Below are 18,167 nucleotides of genomic sequence, written 5' to 3' on the forward strand. Positions count from 1 at the left end.
AAGCCGCATGATCTCGCCTCTCTCGCGGAACTTCGCGGGTGTCATTCCGTGTGCGGTGAGCAGCGACCGGACGTTTCGAGAGGCGCGCTGACGCGATTCGTACCACCCTGGGCACGTGCCTCGAACGACCACGAGGCCGGATCAGCACCGAAGGGACTGAACCACATGACCGAGGACTTCACCCGCCCCGCGGGAAACCCAGAGGCACTTGGGCAGGACGCCGGGGTTCCGGGACGGCCGCCCGTCGGGCCGCCCCCGCCCGTCACCCCGCCCGCACCGGTGACCCCGCCCCCGCCCGGCGCGCCGGCACCCGTCAGCACCGGCCCCGCCCACGTGGCCCAGGGCAGCGACGACGGTGGCGCCAAGGAGGCAGCGAAGGAAGAGGCCTCCAAGCTCGCCGGAAGCGCCAAGGAGCAGGCGGCGAACGTCGCCGGCACCGCCAAGGACGAGGTCAAGCAGGCCGCCGGTGAGGCCAAGCGCCACGCGCAGCAGCTCTACCGCCAGGGCACCTCCGAGATCTCCTCCCAGGCCGGCACGCAGCAGCAGCGGCTCGCGAGCGGCCTGCGGTCCTTCTCCTCCGAGATGAACCAGATGGCCGACGGCACCGAGGAGCCGGGCGTCGCCACCGACGTGGCCCGGTGGGCCTCGCAGGCGGCCGACGACGCCGGGCGCTGGCTCGAGAACCGCGAGCCCGGCGAGCTGCTCGAGGAGGTGGGCCGCTACGCCCGCCGCAACCCGGGCACCTTCATGCTCATCGCCGCGGGCCTCGGCCTCGCCGCCGGCCGCGTCGCCCGCAGCCTCAAGGACATGGGCGACGACGACGCCGACACCTCGGGCGGCACGTCCGCAGGCGTCTACGCCTCGGGCCAGCACGGCACCACCGGGACCACCACGACCCCCGTGGGCTACTCCACCGGCACGAGCCCGCTGAGCGGCACCGCCACTCCCCCGCCGCCCATGCACACCTACGGCACGGGCACGAGCACGCACATCCAGGGCGATCAGCCGGGCGGGCTGCGATGAGCACGCCCCCCGGTCACACTCCCCCCGTAGGGGCGCCGGGCACCAGCCCGTACGTTCCCCCCGCGGCGCCGGGCACCAGCCCGCCGCCCCAGGACGCGAGCCTCGGTGAGCTCATCGGCAACATCAGCGAGGACTTCTCCACGCTGGTGCGCCAGGAGATGGAGCTGGCCAAGGCGGAAATCTCCCAGACCGTGAGCAAGGCGGGCAAGGGCGCAGGCATGTTCGGCGGCGCCGGACTCGCCGGGTACTTCACCCTGCTCTTCCTCTCCCTCGCCCTGTGGTGGGCGCTGGGCGCGATGATCGGCGACGGGGACGCCCAGCCGGCCCTCGGCTGGTCCGCACTCATCGTCGCGGTCATCTGGGCCGTCGTCGCCGCCGTGCTCGCGGTGAGCGGCCGCAAGGAGATCAAGCAGGCCGAGGGCCTGCCCCGCACGCAAGAGACCGTGAAGAAGATCCCGGACGCAGTGAAAGGACAGGACCACTGATGGCGACCAACGATCCCGATGCGATCCGCAGTGACATCGAGCGCACCCGCGCCGACCTCAGCCAGAACGTCGACGCGCTCAGCGACAAGGTGAACCCGAGCAACATCGCCCACCGTCAGGGCGACAAGATCCGCGGTGCCGTCACCGACGCCAAGGACAAGGTCTTCGGGAGCGCCACCGACGCGAAGGACAAGGTCTTCGGGGCCGCGTCCGACACTGCCGGCTCCCTCCGCGACCAGGCCGATCGCGCGGGTGGCATGGCGCATGACGCGCCGCACCGCGTCAAGGACAAGGCGGAGGGCAACCCGCTCGCTGCCGGCCTCATCGCCTTCGGTGCGGGCCTGCTCGCGGCCGGACTCATCCCCTCCAGCCGCAAGGAGCGCGAGCTCGTGGGTGGGGCGCGCGACAGCGACGCCCTCGCCAAGGCGACCGAGGAGGTGAAGTCGGCTGCCCAGGACACCGCCGAGCAGCTCCGGGAGCCGGCTCAGCAGGCCGTCCAGGATCTCAAGGAGACCGCCACGGAGGGCGTCCAGCATGTCCGCGAGGAGGGCACCGGCGCCGCACAGGACGTGAAGTCCCAGGCGCAGGACTCCGCCGGCACCGTCCGCGACTCCCGCTGACACCCCGCGTACGTGGCGGCCCCCTGCCCGGGGGGCCGCCACGTCGTCATGTCTGCGGCAGGGCGACGAGGAAGGCGTCGTCGTCGACGACCTCCCCGCCGACGACGGCGTGGAGCACCGCCGCGACCCGCTCGACGAGGGCACGCACCTCCTCGCGCCGGCGCCGCAGCGCCAGCGGCGGCCGCGGTCCGAGCGCGAGGCCCGGCTCGTCGGGCCGCCAGCGCACCTCGTAGCTGATGACGCCGCCACGCGCCCACGGCAGGCCGCGCAGGACGACCGGCGTGTGCTCGTCGCCGGCGACGAGCACCTCGAGCGTCCCGCCGGGCACGGGCGCGAGGTGCGCGTAGCCGTCGACCACCTGGGGCTGGGCGAGCACGGCGGCGTCGAGGGCATCGGCCTCCGCGTGCAGCCACGCCCGCTCGCCGTCGTCGAGGGCGGCGACCGCGCGCGCCCTGTGGGGGCTGATGTCGGCCCGCAGCCGGTCGGCGGGCGGGATGGGCGCCTGGGGGACGTCGAGGGCCTGCACCCCCGGCAGGACGGGTGCGAGCACACGGCCGCAGGCCGCGGGCTGCAGCCAGACCGTCGTGTGGACGGTGAGGTCGACGGCGGAGGCCGGGTCCGGCACGAGGACCGTGCCCGTCCCCGAGACGCGCAGCGCGCCGGCGAGGCGGCGGGCCTGGGCGAGGAGGTGGTCGAGGACGCGCCGCTCCAGACCCACCGGCTCACCCTCGGGGAAGGCGTCGAGCAGCCCCCCGAGTCCGCGCAGCTCCGGCGGGACGGACGCCCCGCGCTGCACCGGGCAGCGCAGCAGCATGGCGGTGGCCGCCCAGTGCGGCAGGTCCAGTGCGGCCCGGACGCGGTCGTCCACGCGCCACGGCCCGGTCAGCTGGACCTCGCCGGTGAGCCGGAGCGTCGAGGGGCCGAGCCAGCCGGCGTCGTCGAAGTGGGAGACGGCGAGCGCCTCGACCTCCTCCGGCCCGACCTCCTCGGACAGGACGAGCAGGTGCCGCGGCTCGGCGAGGGCGCGGTCGAGGGCGGGCAGCTCGTCGGTCATCAGCCCAGGGGGATGCGGCTGAAGTTGAGGTGGGAGCGGGAGGCGGTGGGACCGCGCTGCCCCTGGTACCGCGAGCCCTGCGCACCCGAGCCGTAGGGGTGCTCGGCGGGGCTGGAGAGCTGGAAGAAGCACAGCTGCCCGATCTTCATGCCCGGCCACAGCGTGATGGGCAGCGTCGCGGTGTTCGACAGCTCGAGGGTGACGTGGCCGGTGAAGCCGGGGTCGATGAAGCCGGCCGTGGAGTGCGTGAGCAGACCCAGGCGCCCGAGGGAGGACTTGCCCTCCAGGCGGGCGGCGACGTCGTCGGGCAGGGTGACGAGCTCGTAGGTCGCGCCGAGCGCAAACTCCCCGGGGTGGAGGACGAAGGGCTCCTCCGGGGCCACCTCGACGAGCCGGGTGAGCTCGGACTGGTCCTGCGCCGGGTCGATGACCGGGTAGCGGTGGTTGTCGAAGAGCCGGAACCACCGGTCGAGCCGGACGTCGATGCTGGCGGGCTGGATCATCGCGGGGTCGTACGGGTCGAGGTGGACCCGCCCGCCGTCGATCTGGGCCCGGATGTCACGGTCGGAGAGAAGCACGCAGCGATTGTGCCTCACGAATGGCGAACGGCCGGTCCCGTAGGGGGCCGGCCGTCTGGAGCGGGTGACGGGAATCGAACCCGCACCGTCAGCTTGGGAAGCTGAAGTTCTACCATTGAACTACACCCGCGTGGCAGGGGCTGTGCCGCTGCCGGAGCCGAGTATAGCCACGGCACGCGCGGGTTCGGAAACCGCCCTCGACGGCGGTCGGTCCCGCGGGTGGAACCCGGCGACGTCCCGTAGCGTTGACGAACTGTGAGCCTTCAGCAGGACGATCCCCCGCCGGTCCCGGCCGTCGATCCCGACGAGTCGGACCTCCTCAGCCGTGCCCGCCAGGTGCTGCGTGGCACGACCCCCGGGTCGGGCCTGGACGCCATCCTCGAGCTCGACAGCGACTCCGCCCAGCGGGAGCGGGCACGCCGCCTCCTCGTCGGGGGCGTCGAGGAGCTCACGGGCCTGCGTCTCGGTGAGCTGCAGGCCCTCACCGCCGTCGCTGAGGGCGCCGACCACCACCGCACGGTGGCCCGGCTCACGGGCCAGGCCGACGCCGCGTCCGCGGCCACCGTCGCCGGTCTCGTGCGCAGGGGGCTGCTCAGCCGCCATCACCACCCCAGCGAGCCCAACGCCGCCGCCGCGCCCACGCTCGTGCACCTGACACCCAAGGGCGAGGCCGTCCTCGTCCAGTCCGAGGCCATCCGGATCCGCCTGCTCGACACCGTTGCCCAGACCCTCGGGGACCCCGAGCTCGAGCAGATGCGCATCGCCGCCGACGCGCTGAACCTCGGCGCCTTCCGCGCGCTGCCCCGCCAGATCGGCGGCACGCCGGCCGCCTCCTAGGTCAGCGGACGCCCAGGCCGCGACCGGTCCGCACGCGGCGGCCGGGCGGACGGGCGCGGTCGAGGACCGGCGCGAGGATCCGGGCCAGCTCGGGGACGTCGTCGGGAGCGATGGCGTCGAAGACGAGCTCGCGCACGTCGCGGACGTGCGCCGGAGCCGTCTGCTCGACCTTCTCCAGGCCCGCGTCGGTGAGGGTAGCGATGCGGGCCCGCGGGTTGAGCGGGGAGCGCTCGCGCACCACCCACTCGTGCCGCTCGAGGCGGGTGAGCACGTGGGAGAGACGGGACAGGGAGCCCGAGGTCAGCTCGGCGAGCTCGCTCAGCTGGAGGGTGCGGTCGTCGTGCTCGGAGAGCATGGCCATGACCATGTACTCGTAGAAGGTGACACCCGCGTGCTGCTGGAGACGGGTGTCGAGGGCGCCCTGTAGTGTGGTGACGAGCTCGGAGATGCTCAGCCAGGTCTCCCGCTCGACGGGTGACAGCCAGCGTGGATCACTCATCGTCTCCACCTCTCATGGTTGATCTTTCAAGTATTGCCGGTCCTCGGGTGCGTGTCAACGGAGCAGCTCCCACAGCCGGCCCGCCGCGACCCAGCTCGACGCGGCCAGGACGACGGCGAAGCTCAGCACCCACAGCACCGCCGGCACCCGGGTGAGACGGGCGAGCACCGCCGGGTCCGAGCCGCGGTCCGGCGCGCGGAGCACGGCGCCGAGGTGGCGCCAGGCACCAAGGAGCAGGACGACGCCCGCGGTGAGCAGGGCCAGTCCGCGGACCCGCTCGTCCGCCGCCCACCACAGCCACCCCGAGGTGGCGAGCGCCGCGACCATGACGAGAACGGTGTAGGCCGAGCGGGAGCGCAGCAGGCCGAGCAGGAGGAGCAGCGCGAGGACGAAGGTCGTCGGGCCCGTCCAGCCGCTCGTCCCCGTGAGGACGAGCGCGAGACCGACGAGCGCCGGGGCGGGGTAGCCGGCCCACGTCGTCGCCACCCGTCCGGGCCCGCGCGAGCGGCCCACCGTGACGGCGTGCCCCGACATGTCCGCGCGCAGGACCAGCCCGGTGAAGGAGCGTCCGACGAGCACTCCGACGAGCGCGTGCCCCAGCTCGTGGACCACGGTGACGGCCACCCGGAGCAGCCGCCACAGCGGACGCACGCCCACGACGATCAGCCCGGCGGCGAGCGCCGCCCACACCGCCGTGTCCGGGACGCCGAGCTCGGCGAGCGGCGCACCCGGGCGCAGCCGCGCGAGCACCGCCGTGAGGTCCATCCCGCCATCGTGCCGTGGCCGGCGCGGCAGCGGTAGCGTGCACGGGTGCCCGCCCTCCCCTCCGACAGCCCGGCTCCCGCCTGGGCGGGCCGTCTCGTCGTCGCCGCCGCGATCGTCGACGACGTCGCCCGGCCGTCCCGGCTGCTCGCCGCCCGCCGGTCCGCACCGGCGGAGCTCGCCGGCCGGTGGGAGGTGCCCGGCGGCAAGGTCGAGCCCGGGGAGGACCCGGTAGCGGCGCTGCACCGCGAGCTGCACGAGGAGCTCGGCGTGCGCGTGTCCCTGGGGGCGCTGGTGGCCGGGCCGCTCGCCGGGGACTGGCCGATCACGCCGGCCCTGCGGCTGCGCGTGTGGCTGGCGGGCATCCTGTCAGGGTGCCCCGAACCGCTCCTCGACCACGACGAGCTGCGGTGGGTGGGCCCGGCGGACTGGGCCGCGCTGCCCTGGCTCCCCGCGGACCTGCCGGTCGTCGCGGCGCTGGGGCTGCGCTAGGTCACATGCGCCCGCGGCACCACAGCTGCTCACCGGGCGGGAAGCGCTCGCCGCAGGTGTCGCCGTACTCCTCGTACTCCGAGCCGACCGGGGACTCGAGGTAGAGGTTGTCGCAGGCCAGCGCGTCCCCGGCCGTGCACGAGTCCCACAGGCGGTCGAGGTCCGAGTCCTCGCCGTAGGCGCGACCCCCGCCCACGAGCCCGACGAGCGCGGCGACAACGAGGGCGAGCCCGGCGAGGGCGAGCACCGAGAAGACGACGACCGCCACGATGAGGCCCGTCCGGCGACGCGGGGCCGGCAGCTGGTAGGCGTAGGCGTCCCAGGGCGAGCCGGTGGGCCCCGCTGGCGCCGGCTCATACGGGACGGGGTAGGCGGCCGGGCGGTACGGGCCGGCGGACGGGCCGTAGGCGACCGGGCGGTACGGGTCGGCGGGCGGGCCGTGGGGGCCGGCGGGCGGGCCGTAGGGGCCGGCGGGCGGGCCGTAGGGGCCGGCGGGCGGGCTCCAGGGTTCCTGGGGCGCTCCTGTGGGCGGGGGCGGCTGGCTCATCGCGCAGTGTGCTCGTGGACGAGCCCGACCACGTCCCGCAGCCGGCCGACGTCGATCTGGCCGGGCGCCGACGCGCTGTCGACCGACCCGAAGGTGACGGCCGACCCGAAGACCTCCCCGCACAGCCGGCTGACCAGACCCACCGGGCCCATCGCCATCGTCACCACGGGCACGTCCAGCTCCCGGTCGGCCGTGCACGTCGCCTCGAGCAGCGCGATGACGTCGAGCGGGTCCTGGGCCGTCACCGCGATCTTCACGACGTCGGCGCCGGTCGCGGCCATCGCGGCGAGCCGGTCCACCATCTCCGCCAGCGGCGGGGTGCCCGTGACGTCGTGGCTGGAGACGACCACGCGCGCGCCCGTCTCCCGGGCCCGGTCGACGAGCCCGGCCAGCACGCTGCCGCGGGCGAGCTCGAGGTCGACGGCGTCACCGGAACCGTCGTCGAGGAGGGCCGACACAGCCGTGGCGTACGCGGTGTCGTCGAGTGTGACCTTCCCGCCCTCCTCGGCGCTGCGGACGGTGAGGAGCAGCGGCATGGCGCCCAGCCGGGCGCGCACGGCCGCCGGGAGCTCCCGGAGCGGCGCGTCGGGACGCGCGGCGAGGAGGTGGTCTGCACGCCACTCGGCGATGTCGACGCCGGCGGCGGTCACCCGGCCAGCCTCCTCGAAGAGCCCCTCGGCGGTCGGTGAGCACAGCGAGGCGGCGATCTTCACGCGCCCCTCCCCGACCGCCACGTCACGCAGCCGCACGACGCCGCTCATCGTCACCCTCTTTCCCTCGGTCCGCAGGCACCCTACCGGGCCGGGCGGTCGCCGACGGTCAGGGGGCCAGGGAGGGGACGGGCCGGCCGAAGCGCTGCCGCAGCGCCCGGCGGGCGGCGTGCCAGCCGTTCATCCCGTGGACGCCGGGCGCGGGCGGCGCCGAGGACGAGCACAGGTACACGCCGGGGATGCCGAGGTAGTAGGGGTCCCAGCGGCCGGTGGGGCCACCGAGGACGCGGCGCATCGTCACGGCGCCGCCGGCGATGTCCCCCCCGGCGAGGTTGGCGTTGTGCTCGACCATCCGCGCCGCCGGCACGCTCACGCTGTCGACGACGACGTCGCGGAAACCGGGTGCGAAGCGCTCGATCTGGCGGGTGATCGCCTCGGCCATGTCGACGTCGGAGCCGGCGGGCACGTGGGCGTAGGTCCACAGCGGCCGCAGCCCGCCCTGCTCGCGCCCGGGGTCGGCCACGGTGGGGTCGGACAGGAGCACGCTGGGCCGCTCGGGCATGACGCCGCGGGCCACCTGCGCCTCGGCGGCGGTCACCTCCTCGCGGCTGCCGCCGACGTGGACGGTAAAGGCCTGTCCCACCTCGGGCACCGCCCACGGGACGGGGCCGTCGATGACGAAGTCGACCTTCGCGGCGCCACCGCCGCGCGGTGCCGTGCGCAGGCGCCGGGCGATGTCGGCGGGCAGGCGGTCCCCCCAGATGCCGGCGGCCGCGCGGGGCGTCGTGTCGAGGAGGTAGGTGCGGGCGCGAGGCATGTCGCGCCACGAGCGCACGCGCACGTCGGTGCGGACCTCACCGCCGTGGACCCGGAGGTCGGCGACGAGCGCGTCGACGATGGCCTGGGACCCGCCCACCGGGATCCGCCACCCGACGCCGTGCGCGAGCGTGCCGAGCATGAGCGCGACACCGGCGGGGGCGAGGTTGGGCAGCGGCGCGATGGCGTGCCCGGCGACGCCCGTGACCATGGCCGGGGCGACGTCACCGCGGAAGGGCAGGTTCCACAGGTGGGTGCCCTGGGTCAGCACGCGCAGGCCGAAGGCGACGGCGGCGCGTAGACCGCTCACGGAGCGCAGCTGCGGCGGGATGCTGCGCATGTCGCCCAGGGTCGCGCCGACGACCGCCCCGGGCTCACGGGTGAGCGGCTCGAAGAGGCGTCGCCACGCCGGGCCGTCGGGCCCCAGGCCGTCGATCGTGCGCTCGAGGTCGCGCCACGCCAGACCGGCTCGGCCGCCGTCGAGCGGGTGGGCGTAGGACAGCTCGGGGGTGACGAGCTCGACCCCGCGGGCCGGGAGGTCGAACTCGGCGAGGAAAGGGCTGGCCGTGGCGAGCGGGTGGACGGCGGAGCAGACGTCGTAGCGCAGCCCGTCCGCGCCCGGCAGGTCGAGCGTGCGGGCCCCTCCGCCGATGGTCGGCTCGGCCTCGAGGACGACGACGCCGAGCCCTGCCCGCGCCATGGTCACCGCCGCTGCGAGTCCGTTGGGTCCAGAACCCACGACGACGACGTCGGTCGTCTCCCTCGGTGTCGGCACCCCCTCAGTCTGCACCCGGACCCCGCGGTCCTCCACACGTCGGCCGTGCCCGAGGACAGCAACTACCAGTTCTGACCGCCGCCGAACCCGCCGCCGCCGCGCTCCTGCTGCTCCTGCCGGTCGCGCTCCGCCTCGCGGTTGCGCTCCTCGAGCTCGTCGCGGCGGGGGTCGTCGTCCGGCTCGTCGGTGGGGTCCTGCTCTCCCGGCCCGTCGCTCGGCTCGTCGCTCGGGTCGCTCGGTCCCTCGCTCGGGTCCTCGCTGGGCTCGTCGCTCGGATCGTCGCTGGGCTCGTCACTGGGGTCACTGGAGGGCTGGTCCGAGGGCTGATCCTGCGGCTCCTGCTGGTCCTCCCGCGCCTGCTGCTCCTTGTCCTGCTGGCGCTCGGAGCTCTCCTCGTTCTCCGGGGAGCTCGTGCAGGGCGCGATGACCTCCTGCGCCTCGGCGTAGTAGACCTCGGCCATGCCGGGGTCCGCGTCGTCGGTGGCGGCAACGTCCCCCATCGCCTCGATCGCCAGCGACAGGTTGGTCCGCACCCGGCACTCGGGTGACTCCGGAGCCTTGCTGCCCTCGGGACCACCGGGGAGCGGCCCCGCCTCCGGGACCAGCTCGAGCGCGACCCGCAGGTCCTCGACGGCGAGGAAGTGCTCCTCGGCCCGGTACTGCGCGGTGCCGCTGTTGAACCACGCCTTCCACTGCTCGGCGAAGCCGGTCCACCGCTGCTGCGCCTGGTACTGCCGCGCCGCCTCCGGGAAGCGCAGCGCGTCGAGCTCGCGGGTGCCCAAGGCGGCGCCGAGCACCGTGCCCACGAGCAGGGACCCGGTGACGAGGAAGGCCAGCACCACGGGCGCGGACCACGCGAGCAGCCGACGGCGGCGGCGCAGGTGGGCGGGCAGCGGCGGGTGCTCGGGCTGCGGGACGTCGGCGGTCATGCGGTGCTCCCTCCTCGGCGGGACGCGAAGGGGCGGGGGAACCGGCGCGCCAGGTACCACGCCTCCCACGCGAGCAGCGCGGCGAGCACCACGGCCGCCGGCCAGTAGACGTCCTCGTAGACGGACACCTCGCGGCGGCCGTCCTCCGCGGCGATCGTCTCGGCGTCGATGCCGGCCACGAGGCCGGAGACGTCCGTGGGCGCGGTGCGGTGGGTGTAGTCGACGCCGAGCTGCTCGGCGACGCGACGCAGCTGCGTCTCGTCGATGCGCGAGACCGCGGGCGGGGAGTCGGGCTGGGTCTCGTCGAGGATCCACGGGGCGTCGGTGCCGGGACCGGTCTCCTCGGTGCCGTCGTAGTAGCGCATCTGCCCGCCCTCGGCGGTGCCGTAGCCGAGCACCGCTCCGCCGTCGACGAGCGGGGCCAGCTCCGCGTAGGACTCGGTCTCGCTGTCACCGGTCCCGTCGCCGCGGGTGTTCTCTCCGTCGGACAGGAGGAAGACGAGCCGGACGTTCTCGGGGTTGCGCTCGGCGGCGCCCTCGAGTGCGCTGCGCAGGGCCGGCAGCGGCCGGTCGACGGCGGACCCCGCCGAGTAGTAGGTGATCTCCTGGACGAGGGTCTCAGCCCAGGTGCTCACCGCCCGGGCGTCGGTGGTGAGCGGAAGCTGGCGGGCGGCCTGGGAGTCGAAGGTGATGACGGAGTACCGCGAGCCGGGCATCGCCTCGACGAGCGCCTCGACGTCGTGCCGCACACCGTCCAGCCGGGGGCGTCCGCCGTCGTAGTCCTCCGCCGCCATCGACCCGGTGCGGTCGACGACGAAGAACAGCTCGACGTTGGTGGCGACCGTCGTCGTCGTGCTCGGCACGGCGGGGCCCAGCGCGATCGCCGCCAGCGCGAGGACCATGCCCCCGCGGCGCAGCCACGCGGCGAAGGAGCCGTCCCCGGTCCGGCGGGCCCGCACGGCGGCGAGGACGCAGACGACGACGAGCGGCAGGAAGACCACGGCGATGACCCACAGCGGCCAGACGAGTCGCAGGATCATGACCGCAGCCTCCACGCGGCGAGGACGAGCCCGGCGACGCCCGCGACGGCGATCCACAGGACGGTCTCGGGCCGGTCGGTGATGACAACCTCCGGCTCGGCCTCGAGCTCCACGGCCTGCTGGGAGGCGATGTCGTCGATGATCGCGTCGACGGCGCCGGGGTCGTCGGCGTTGTAGACGAGCCCGCCGTGGCCGGTGATCGCCTGCCGGTAGGCCTCCTCGTTCTCCGGGGAGTAGGACTCGTCGGAGGCGGCGAACAGGCCGTAGAGCCGGATGTCGCGCTCGGCCGCGAGGTCGGCCGCCTCCTGGAGGCCGTAGATCGGCTCGCCGAGCACCTGGTTGTCGGTCGCGATGATGATCGAGCGGGAACGCTCGGTGTCGGACTCGTCGAAGGCATAGGCGCAGGTGGCCAGGCCGTCGCCCACCAGCGAGGAGGAGTTGGGGTCCAGCGACATGGTCCCGGCGACGAACTCCTCGAGCCGGTCCAGCGCCTCGGGCGCGTGGACGAGGGCGTCGAGGTCGAAGTCCAGTGCGGTGGCGGCGGCCTCGAGCTCCGCGGTGACGAGAGCGTAGTCGTCGGTGAGCGGGAAGACCGCGCGGGAGGTGGAGTTCCACACCGACAGCGCGATGCGCTCGCCGTCGAAGCCCTCGACCATCTCGGAGAAGGTCTCGACGATCTCGGTGTCGAACTCGATCATCGAGCCGGACACGTCCAGGCACAGGACGATGTCCCGGGTCGCCAGGACCTCCGCGCGCACGTCCCGCTCCGCCGGACGGGCGAGCAGCAGCGCGGACCCGAGGGCCGCGACGAGCGCGAAGACGCCCACCCCGCCCAGCGCCACCTGGTACAGCCGCATGCGCCGGCGGTAGGTGGGCAGGCGGCGCAGGTAGGCGGTGTTGGCCACCCACCTCACCGACCGCGTCTCGCGGGAGGTCCGCGGCCGGAACCAGCCGAGGACCGCCGCGAGGACGACGAGCCCGAGGACCACGGGGACGAGCCACGCCATGAGCATCACCACCGGCGGATCACCTCCCGGGCCCGCTGCACGGCCGTCTCAGCCTCCGCGTCGCTGCGCCGCGCGAAGGACGGCTCCTCCCACAGGTGCAGGAGGTCACCGAGCTGCGCCGACGGGTCGTGGTCGGCGATCTCACCGGCGGTCCACGAGCTCACGTCCCGCCCGATCCGCTCGGAGGCGAAGGAGCGCATGATGCGCGCGAGCTCGAGGTGGAGGCCGCGCACGTCGCGGTCCCCGCTGCGGTAGGCGGCCAGCGCCGCCTCGACGTCCTCCTCGAAGCGGGCGCGGCCGTCCGGGCTCAGCGGTCCCGGCTCGCGGGGGCGGTCCGGGCGGCGCGTGGAGAGTAGGACGAAGGCGTACCAGGCGACGACGGCGAGCAGCAGCACGCCGCCGAGGACCGGCACCCACGTCGAGTAGGACTCGGGGGGCAGGAGGGACTCAGCTCCGGACACGTCGCTGCCTCCGGAACAGGTCGATGAGGGCGTCGACGACGTCCTCGGAGCTGGCAGCGACGACGTGCTCGACGCCGCGGCGCCGCAGCATGTCGCGCACCCGCTTCTTGCGGTTGGCGACGGCGGTGGTCGCCGCGGCGTGCAGGCGGCGGTCGCGCTGGAGGAAGGGCGGCAGGACGAGGCCGCCCTCGACGTCGGCCACGGGACCGAGGCCCGGCGTCGTCGGCACGGCGTCGGCCACCGAGATGACCATGACGTCGTGGCGGGTGCGCAGGCGGCGCAGCGCCTCCTCGTCGCTGAGCGCGGGCCGCGCCTCGTCGGTGATGAGGACGACGAGCGTGCGCCGGGTGGCGGAGGTGAGGATCCGGTCCAGGACGCGGGACAGGTCCGAGACGGGGGCGTCGCGGGTGAGCTCGCGCTCGAGGAGGCGCAGGAGCATCTCCATGTGGCCGGTGCCGCCGCGGGCGGGCACCTGGGTGATCCGGCGCGAGTCCCCCGCCACCAGGCCGACGAGGTCGCCGCGCGAGCGCGCGAGGTAGGCGACGACGTCGGCGGCGAAGAGGGCGATCTCGGACTTGCGCTCCCCGCTCGGCGCCGTGGCGGCCATCGAGCGGCCGGTGTCCACGGCGAGGACCATCGCGAGGTTCGACTCGTGGACGAAGCGACGGATGACCGGGTGCCCGGTACGGGCCGAGGCCTTCCAGTCGATGTCGCCCACGTCGTCACCCGGGTGGTACTCGACCATGTCGTCGAAGTCCTGCCCGTGCCCGGTGAAGATCGAGCGGTGGTGCCCGTCGAGCAGGCCGGAGGCGCGCCGGACCGTGGGAAGGTCCAGACGCGCACGGACCTTCGCCAGCCGGGAGGCGCTCGACATCCGCAGGCCTACGGGGCGGGGACGGCGGCGAAGACGGCGTCGATGAGCGCCTCGGGCGCGACGTTGTTCGCCAGGGCGTCGTAGGTGCGCACGAGCCGGTGGCGCAGGACGCTGTGGCTCAGCGCCTTGACGTCGTCGGGCACGACGTAGGTGCGGCCCTGCTGGAGGGCGTGCGCCTGCGCCACCCGCATGAGCGCGATCGCGCCACGCGGGCTGGCGCCCACCCGCACGTGCTGGGAGAACTTCGGCAGCGGGCGCGGACCGCCGCCGCGGGTGGTGTTGACGATCGCGACGATGTACTGCTTGATCGACGCGTCGACGTACACCTCGGCCGCGAGACGCTGGAGGAAGACGACGTCGTCGAGGGTGACGGGGTGGCTGCCCAGCGGCGCCTCGAAGGAGCCGGAGCTGATGCCGTCGAGGACGCTGATCTCCTCGGTGGGCGTGGGGTAGGTGAGGACCTCCTTGACGAGGAACCGGTCCATCTGGGCCTCGGGCAGCACGTAGGTGCCCTCCTCCTCGATGGGGTTCTGCGTCGCGAGCACCATGAAGGGCGTGGGCAGCGGGAAGACCTCGCCACCGATGGAGGTCTGCTTCTCCTGCATCGCCTCGAGCATCGCCGACTGCGTCTTGGCGCTGGAGCGGTTGATCTCGTCGAGCAGCACGAGGTTGGCGTGCACCGGGCCCAGCTGGGTGGAGAAGGCGCCGGTCGCGTAGTTGAAGATCTGCGTGCCGACAATGTCGTTGGGCATGAGGTCCGGCGTGCACTGGATCCGGTGGAAGGTGCCGGAGACCGCCGAGGCCAGCGTCTGGGCCGCCGTCGTCTTCGCCAGCCCGGGGACCGACTCGAGAAGGATGTGCCCGCCGGCGAGCAGCGTGGACACGAGCGCCGTGCGCAGCGCCTCCTGGCCGATCACCCGCTGGCCGAAGATGCCGTTGACCCGCCCGATCAGCTCCGCGGAGCGCTGGAGGTCGCCGTGCTCGATCGTGGCCGTGCTGGGCGCCAGCCCCGCGCCGCTCGGTGTCGTCATCGTTCCCCTGTCCTGGGGGCGGCTGCTGCCGCCCGGTTCGTGCCGTGTACCCGCGCGAGTATGCCACCCGTGCCTGGATCTACCCTGGAGGGGTGACCACGCCCGCTCCCGCTTCCCGCCACCGCCCTGCCCTCGCCCTCGTCGGGGCCGCGCTCGCGGCGCTCGCGCTCGCGGTCGCCGGGCTCGTGTTCTCCGGGGCGACCGAGGCCTCCGCCCTGCTCGACCCGGGCGCCGTCGTCCGCTGGGGCGTCCCGCTGGTGACCGTGGTCGCCGACGGCGCCGCCGCCGTGACGATCGGCGCGCTCGCCCTGTGCGCCCTCGTCCTGCCGCAGGCCGGACGCGGTGACGAGCGGCGCCGACCGCGGGTCGCCGTCGACGGCGCGGCGTGGTCGCTGGCCGCCCGGGCCGCCGCCGTCGCCGCGGTCGTGTGGACGCTGGCGAGCGTCGTGCGCATCGTCCTCACCTACGCGCGCACCTCCGGGCGCGGCCTCGACGAGCCCACGTTCGGCGCCGAGCTCGCCCAGTTCGTCACCGACATCCCCATGGGCCAGGCCCACCTCGTCGCCACGCTCATGGCCGCGGTCCTCGCCGCCGTGTGCGTGGCCGTCTCGACGCCGACGGCGGCCGCCCTTGCCGGCGCCCTCGCCCTCGCCACCGTCATCCCCATCGCCCTCACCGGCCACGCCGCCGGCGCGGAGGGCCACAACCTCGCCGTCTCGGCGATGTGGCTGCACATCGGCTCGATCAGCGTGTGGGCCGGCGGCCTGGCGGTGCTGTGCCTCGTCGCCCGGCGGCTGGGCGCCGACCGCGGACCCGCCGCGCGGCGCTTCTCCACGCTCGCCGGCTGGAGCTTCGCGCTCGTCGGCGTCTCGGGCCTCGTCAACGGCGGGGTGCGGATGGGCAGCCTCGAGGACCTGGTCACCACCGACTACGGGCTGCTGCTCCTGGCCAAGACCGTGATGTTCGTCGTCCTCGGCCTCATCGGCTGGGTGCACCGCCGCGCCACCGTGCCGGCGGCCACGGACCGCCCCGGCGCGTTCTGGCGGCTCGCGGCCGGCGAGGTCGTCCTCATGGGCGCCGTCATCGGCGTCTCCGTGGCGCTCGGCTCCTCGGCCCCGCCCGTCCCGCAGGACCCGCCGAGCCGCCCGAGCCCGGTGCAGGAGATCACCGGCTACCCCGCTCCCCCGGAGCCGAGCCTCCTCACGTGGTTCACGGAGTGGCGCCCCGACGTGCTCTTCGGGCTCCTCGCGCTCGTCGGCATCGGCGTCTACCTCTCCTGGGTCTACCGGCTGCGCCGCCGCGGGGACCACTGGTCCCTCCCTCGCACGGCGTCGTGGGTGGTGGGTCTCGCGCTCTTCGCGTGGGTGACGTCCGGTGGCCCGTCGGTCTACGGCGTCGTTATGTTCAGCGCCCACATGGTCCAGCACATGCTGCTCGCGATGGTCGTGCCCATCTTCCTCGTCATCGGCGCGCCGATCACCCTCGCGGTGCGCGCGCTGCCCTCGCGCGAGGACGGCTCCCGCGGGCCGCGCGAGTGGCTGCTCGCGACCGTCCACTCCCGCTGGGCACGCTTCTTCGCCCACCCGGGGACCGCGGCGGTGAACTTCGCCGGCTCGATGATCGTCTTCTACTACTCACCGCTCTTCGAGCTGGCGCTGAGCACCCACGTGGGCCACATCGCCATGGTCGTCCACTTCACCGCGGCCGGGTACATGTTCGCCAACGTCCTCATCGGCGTGGACCCGGGTCCCAGCCGCTCGCGCTACCCGATGCGGCTGCTCCTGCTCTTCGCGACGATGGCCTTCCACGCCTTCTTCGGCGTCTCGGTCATGCAGGCCACCACCCTCTTCGCCGGGGACCACTTCGGCCGCCTCGGCCTGCCCTGGGGCGTGGACGCGCTCGCCGACCAGGAGGCCGGCGGGGCGATCGCGTGGGGCATCGGCGAGCTGCCCACGCTCGCCCTCGCCGTCGCCGTCGCGATCGCGTGGGCGCGGGACGAGGACCGCGTCACCCGCCGCACCGACCGTCAGGCCGACCGCGACCACGACGCCGCCCTCGCGGAGTACAACGCCCAGCTCGCGCGGATGGCCGAGCGGGACGGCGCCGACTGCTGAGGTCCTAGCCGACCCACTCACCGAGCGCGACGTCGCTGCCCTCGAGGCGCAGCTCGACGGCGTCCCGGCCGACCTCCAGGCGGGTGGGGACCAGGCCCTCGGGCAGGCCCGGGATCTCGACGCGCACGTCACCGAGGAGGTCGTCGACCACGGTGACGAGATCGCGGGGAACGGTGCCACCGCCGACCGACACCTCCCCGAGCTCGACGCCGATCGCACCGTCGACGAGGACGGGCTCGACGACGACGGCGAGCTCCAGGCCGGCGACCACCTCGACGCCGAGCTGGACGAGACCGTTCGCGACGTCGACGCGCAGCGGGGCGCCGGGCACGTCGACGGCGCCCGCGAGCGCCGCCTGGAGGGTGGCGGGGGGGATCTCGGCGTTGATCTCGACGGTCTCGGCCGGGTAGGGCTCCTCCGGCGCGACCCCGCGCAGTGCCACGCGGACGTCGTGCAGCTCGAAGTCCTCCAGGACCAGCGTCGAGGCGGTCCCGCGGACCTCGGACAGCCGCCCGGCCACCACCTGGGTGAGAAAGGGGAAGCCGTCGATCTCGACGTCGGCGTCCGGCGCGAGCTCCAGCTGCTCGCGCGCCTCGGCGAGGAGCCGGTCCTCGGTGCGGGCCACGGCCACACGGTCGACCACCGTGCCGGCGACCGCGAGCACGACGAGCAGGACGAGGACCACGGAGGCGAGGCGGCGCATGGTGACAAAGGTACGGGCGCCGCAAGGCCGCGGAGTCGCGTGTTCCGGATCCGGTTCGGCTGGTGAGCCCGGTCCAGCACGAAAACGGTACGGCTCCGGCCGGCGCGCGGCAGGGCGCTCCGCTGCCTACGGTGAGCACATGGCCGTGGAACGACCCGGGGCGCAGGAGTGGGTGCCCTCGGACGGTGACGTCGGCGCCCTGCGCGCCGCGGCGCCTGGCTGCCGGGGATGCGAGCTGTGGGCCGACGCCACCCAGGTGGTCTTCTCCGCCGGGGACGCCGGGGCCCGACTCATGCTCGTCGGCGAGCAGCCGGGCGACCGGGAGGACAGGGAAGGTGAGCCCTTCGTCGGGCCCGCCGGGCGGGTGCTGGCCGACGCGCTGGAGGCAGCGGGCATCGCGCGCCGGGACGTCTACCTCACCAACGCCGTCAAGCACTTCCGCTTCGAGGACCGCGGCACGCGCCGGATCCACAAGAAGCCGGGCGTCGCCCACGTCGAGGCGTGCCACCCGTGGCTGGCGGCCGAGCGCGCCGCGGTGCGCCCCGCCGTCGTCGTCTGCCTGGGCGCGACCGCGGCCCGCGCGGTCCTCGGCCGCGAGGTGCGGATCGGGGACGTGCGCGGTGAGGTCCTCGGCGGTGAGGATCCGCCCGTGCTCGTGACGACGCACCCCTCGGCGCTGCTGCGCCTGCGCGGGCGCGGCGGCTGGGACGAGGCCTTCGCCGAGCTCGTCACGGACCTGCGCACCGCCCACCAGGCGGCAGCGGGCTGACCGGCCCCGACCTCACGGACACGGTGCGGACGATGCGACCT

21 protein-coding genes and 1 tRNA gene are annotated in these 18,167 nt (G+C 74.5%); 7 read left to right on the forward strand and 15 right to left on the reverse strand.

What is annotated here, in order from left to right:
• Positions 1-165 precede the first annotated feature (165 nt).
• The 3 genes from M3148_RS05385 to M3148_RS05395 are packed head-to-tail and all read left to right on the forward strand — an operon-like array spanning position 166 to position 2,128.
• Positions 166-1,023 (forward strand): hypothetical protein, encoded by an 858-nt coding sequence (locus M3148_RS05385; protein WP_251303661.1) that lies wholly within the window; start codon positions 166-168, stop codon positions 1,021-1,023.
• Positions 1,020-1,508 (forward strand): phage holin family protein, encoded by a 489-nt coding sequence (locus tag M3148_RS05390; protein ID WP_251303662.1) that lies wholly within the window; start codon positions 1,020-1,022, stop codon positions 1,506-1,508. Before M3148_RS05385 ends, M3148_RS05390 begins: the two co-directional genes overlap by 4 nt.
• Positions 1,508-2,128 carry a DUF3618 domain-containing protein gene (locus M3148_RS05395; RefSeq protein WP_251303663.1) on the forward strand — a complete coding sequence of 207 codons (621 nt, stop codon included), beginning with the start codon at positions 1,508-1,510 and terminating at the stop codon, positions 2,126-2,128. Before M3148_RS05390 ends, M3148_RS05395 begins: the two co-directional genes overlap by 1 nt.
• A 46-nt stretch (positions 2,129-2,174) precedes the next feature.
• Here the strand turns inward: M3148_RS05395 and M3148_RS05400 are convergent, their stop codons facing one another.
• The 3 genes from M3148_RS05400 to M3148_RS05410 form a co-directional block, all read right to left on the reverse strand.
• Positions 2,175-3,182: a hypothetical protein gene (locus M3148_RS05400; protein ID WP_251303664.1), complete on the reverse strand. Its 1,008-nt coding sequence runs from the start codon at positions 3,180-3,182 to the stop codon at positions 2,175-2,177.
• On the reverse strand, positions 3,182-3,760 hold the full coding sequence (dcd, locus tag M3148_RS05405) for a dCTP deaminase (RefSeq protein WP_251303665.1): 579 nt from the start codon (positions 3,758-3,760) through the stop codon (positions 3,182-3,184). The genes M3148_RS05400 and dcd overlap by 1 nt, the downstream gene beginning before the upstream one ends.
• 56 nt (positions 3,761-3,816) lie before the next feature.
• A tRNA-Gly gene (locus tag M3148_RS05410) sits at positions 3,817-3,890 on the reverse strand.
• Between the two features lie 125 nt (positions 3,891-4,015).
• On the opposite strand from M3148_RS05410, the gene M3148_RS05415 reads away from it, so the two are divergent.
• Positions 4,016-4,597, forward strand: a complete 582-nt coding sequence (locus M3148_RS05415) for a hypothetical protein (RefSeq protein ID WP_251303666.1) — start codon at positions 4,016-4,018, stop codon at positions 4,595-4,597.
• 1 nt (position 4,598) lies between these two features.
• On the opposite strand, the gene M3148_RS05420 is transcribed toward M3148_RS05415, so the two are convergent.
• Positions 4,599-5,096 (reverse strand): MarR family winged helix-turn-helix transcriptional regulator, encoded by a 498-nt coding sequence (locus M3148_RS05420; RefSeq protein WP_251303667.1) that lies wholly within the window; start codon positions 5,094-5,096, stop codon positions 4,599-4,601.
• 54 nt (positions 5,097-5,150) lie between these two features.
• Entirely contained in the window at positions 5,151-5,861 is a 711-nt protein-coding gene (locus M3148_RS05425; RefSeq protein WP_251303668.1) for a M50 family metallopeptidase, read from the reverse strand.
• Between the two features lie 45 nt (positions 5,862-5,906).
• Between M3148_RS05425 and M3148_RS05430 the strand changes: the two genes are divergently transcribed.
• Entirely contained in the window at positions 5,907-6,350 is a 444-nt protein-coding gene (locus M3148_RS05430) for a (deoxy)nucleoside triphosphate pyrophosphohydrolase (protein WP_251303669.1), read from the forward strand.
• A 1-nt stretch (position 6,351) separates the two neighbouring features.
• On the opposite strand, the gene M3148_RS05435 is transcribed toward M3148_RS05430, so the two are convergent.
• The 9 genes from M3148_RS05435 to M3148_RS05475 all read right to left on the reverse strand — a co-directional run bounded on the left by M3148_RS05435 (position 6,352) and on the right by M3148_RS05475 (position 14,540).
• Positions 6,352-6,897, reverse strand: a complete 546-nt coding sequence (locus M3148_RS05435; protein ID WP_251303670.1) for a hypothetical protein — start codon at positions 6,895-6,897, stop codon at positions 6,352-6,354.
• On the reverse strand, positions 6,894-7,658 hold the full coding sequence (gene aroD, locus M3148_RS05440) for a type I 3-dehydroquinate dehydratase (protein ID WP_251303671.1): 765 nt from the start codon (positions 7,656-7,658) through the stop codon (positions 6,894-6,896). Before aroD ends, M3148_RS05435 begins: the two co-directional genes overlap by 4 nt.
• A 58-nt stretch (positions 7,659-7,716) precedes the next feature.
• Positions 7,717-9,198, reverse strand: coding sequence for a phytoene desaturase family protein (locus M3148_RS05445; RefSeq protein ID WP_308203214.1), 1,482 nt, complete (start codon positions 9,196-9,198; stop codon positions 7,717-7,719).
• Between the two features lie 62 nt (positions 9,199-9,260).
• A complete protein-coding gene (locus tag M3148_RS05450; protein ID WP_251303672.1) occupies positions 9,261-10,127 on the reverse strand; it encodes a hypothetical protein in 867 nt (288 codons plus the stop codon).
• Positions 10,124-11,167 (reverse strand): vWA domain-containing protein, encoded by a 1,044-nt coding sequence (locus M3148_RS05455; RefSeq protein ID WP_251303673.1) that lies wholly within the window; start codon positions 11,165-11,167, stop codon positions 10,124-10,126. The genes M3148_RS05450 and M3148_RS05455 overlap by 4 nt, the downstream gene beginning before the upstream one ends.
• Positions 11,164-12,180, reverse strand: a complete 1,017-nt coding sequence (locus M3148_RS05460) for a VWA domain-containing protein (protein WP_251303786.1) — start codon at positions 12,178-12,180, stop codon at positions 11,164-11,166. The genes M3148_RS05455 and M3148_RS05460 overlap by 4 nt, the downstream gene beginning before the upstream one ends.
• Complete coding sequence (locus M3148_RS05465; protein WP_251303674.1) at positions 12,180-12,635, reverse strand: hypothetical protein; 456 nt, start codon at positions 12,633-12,635, stop codon at positions 12,180-12,182. Before M3148_RS05465 ends, M3148_RS05460 begins: the two co-directional genes overlap by 1 nt.
• On the reverse strand, positions 12,622-13,509 hold the full coding sequence (locus M3148_RS05470) for a DUF58 domain-containing protein (RefSeq protein WP_251303675.1): 888 nt from the start codon (positions 13,507-13,509) through the stop codon (positions 12,622-12,624). Before M3148_RS05470 ends, M3148_RS05465 begins: the two co-directional genes overlap by 14 nt.
• A gap of 8 nt (positions 13,510-13,517) precedes the next feature.
• Entirely contained in the window at positions 13,518-14,540 is a 1,023-nt protein-coding gene (locus M3148_RS05475) for an AAA family ATPase (protein ID WP_251303676.1), read from the reverse strand.
• Between the two features lie 92 nt (positions 14,541-14,632).
• Here M3148_RS05475 and M3148_RS05480 point away from each other — a divergent pair, with 92 nt between their 5' ends.
• Positions 14,633-16,654, forward strand: a complete 2,022-nt coding sequence (locus M3148_RS05480) for a cytochrome c oxidase assembly protein (protein ID WP_251303677.1) — start codon at positions 14,633-14,635, stop codon at positions 16,652-16,654.
• Between the two features lie 4 nt (positions 16,655-16,658).
• Here M3148_RS05480 and M3148_RS05485 read toward each other — a convergent pair whose 3' ends face one another.
• Positions 16,659-17,357: an LmeA family phospholipid-binding protein gene (locus M3148_RS05485; RefSeq protein ID WP_251303678.1), complete on the reverse strand. Its 699-nt coding sequence runs from the start codon at positions 17,355-17,357 to the stop codon at positions 16,659-16,661.
• Between the two features lie 139 nt (positions 17,358-17,496).
• Between M3148_RS05485 and M3148_RS05490 the strand changes: the two genes are divergently transcribed.
• Positions 17,497-18,126: a UdgX family uracil-DNA binding protein gene (locus M3148_RS05490; RefSeq protein WP_251303679.1), complete on the forward strand. Its 630-nt coding sequence runs from the start codon at positions 17,497-17,499 to the stop codon at positions 18,124-18,126.
• Positions 18,127-18,167: the final 41 nt, after the last annotated feature.

The sequence above is a fragment of the Georgenia satyanarayanai genome (assembly GCF_023715365.1).
Lineage (GTDB): Bacteria > Actinomycetota > Actinomycetes > Actinomycetales > Actinomycetaceae > Oceanitalea > Oceanitalea satyanarayanai_B.

Excerpts from the sequence above, each read along its gene's own strand:
- M3148_RS05385 (WP_251303661.1), top strand. The coding sequence starts at position 166 with ATGACCGAGGACTTCACCCGCCCCGCGGGAAACCCAGAGGCACTTGGG.
- M3148_RS05390 (WP_251303662.1), top strand. The coding sequence starts at position 1,020 with ATGAGCACGCCCCCCGGTCACACTCCCCCCGTAGGGGCGCCGGGCACC.
- M3148_RS05395 (WP_251303663.1), top strand. The coding sequence starts at position 1,508 with ATGGCGACCAACGATCCCGATGCGATCCGCAGTGACATCGAGCGCACC.
- M3148_RS05400 (WP_251303664.1), bottom strand. The coding sequence starts at position 3,182 with ATGACCGACGAGCTGCCCGCCCTCGACCGCGCCCTCGCCGAGCCGCGG.
- M3148_RS05420 (WP_251303667.1), bottom strand. The coding sequence starts at position 5,096 with ATGAGTGATCCACGCTGGCTGTCACCCGTCGAGCGGGAGACCTGGCTG.
- M3148_RS05425 (WP_251303668.1), bottom strand. The coding sequence starts at position 5,861 with ATGGACCTCACGGCGGTGCTCGCGCGGCTGCGCCCGGGTGCGCCGCTC.
- M3148_RS05435 (WP_251303670.1), bottom strand. The coding sequence starts at position 6,897 with ATGAGCCAGCCGCCCCCGCCCACAGGAGCGCCCCAGGAACCCTGGAGC.
- aroD (WP_251303671.1), bottom strand. The coding sequence starts at position 7,658 with ATGAGCGGCGTCGTGCGGCTGCGTGACGTGGCGGTCGGGGAGGGGCGC.
- M3148_RS05450 (WP_251303672.1), bottom strand. The coding sequence starts at position 10,127 with ATGACCGCCGACGTCCCGCAGCCCGAGCACCCGCCGCTGCCCGCCCAC.
- M3148_RS05455 (WP_251303673.1), bottom strand. The coding sequence starts at position 11,167 with ATGATCCTGCGACTCGTCTGGCCGCTGTGGGTCATCGCCGTGGTCTTC.
- M3148_RS05460 (WP_251303786.1), bottom strand. The coding sequence starts at position 12,180 with ATGCTCATGGCGTGGCTCGTCCCCGTGGTCCTCGGGCTCGTCGTCCTC.
- M3148_RS05470 (WP_251303675.1), bottom strand. The coding sequence starts at position 13,509 with ATGTCGAGCGCCTCCCGGCTGGCGAAGGTCCGTGCGCGTCTGGACCTT.
- M3148_RS05475 (WP_251303676.1), bottom strand. The coding sequence starts at position 14,540 with ATGACGACACCGAGCGGCGCGGGGCTGGCGCCCAGCACGGCCACGATC.
- M3148_RS05485 (WP_251303678.1), bottom strand. The coding sequence starts at position 17,357 with ATGCGCCGCCTCGCCTCCGTGGTCCTCGTCCTGCTCGTCGTGCTCGCG.
- M3148_RS05490 (WP_251303679.1), top strand. The coding sequence starts at position 17,497 with ATGGCCGTGGAACGACCCGGGGCGCAGGAGTGGGTGCCCTCGGACGGT.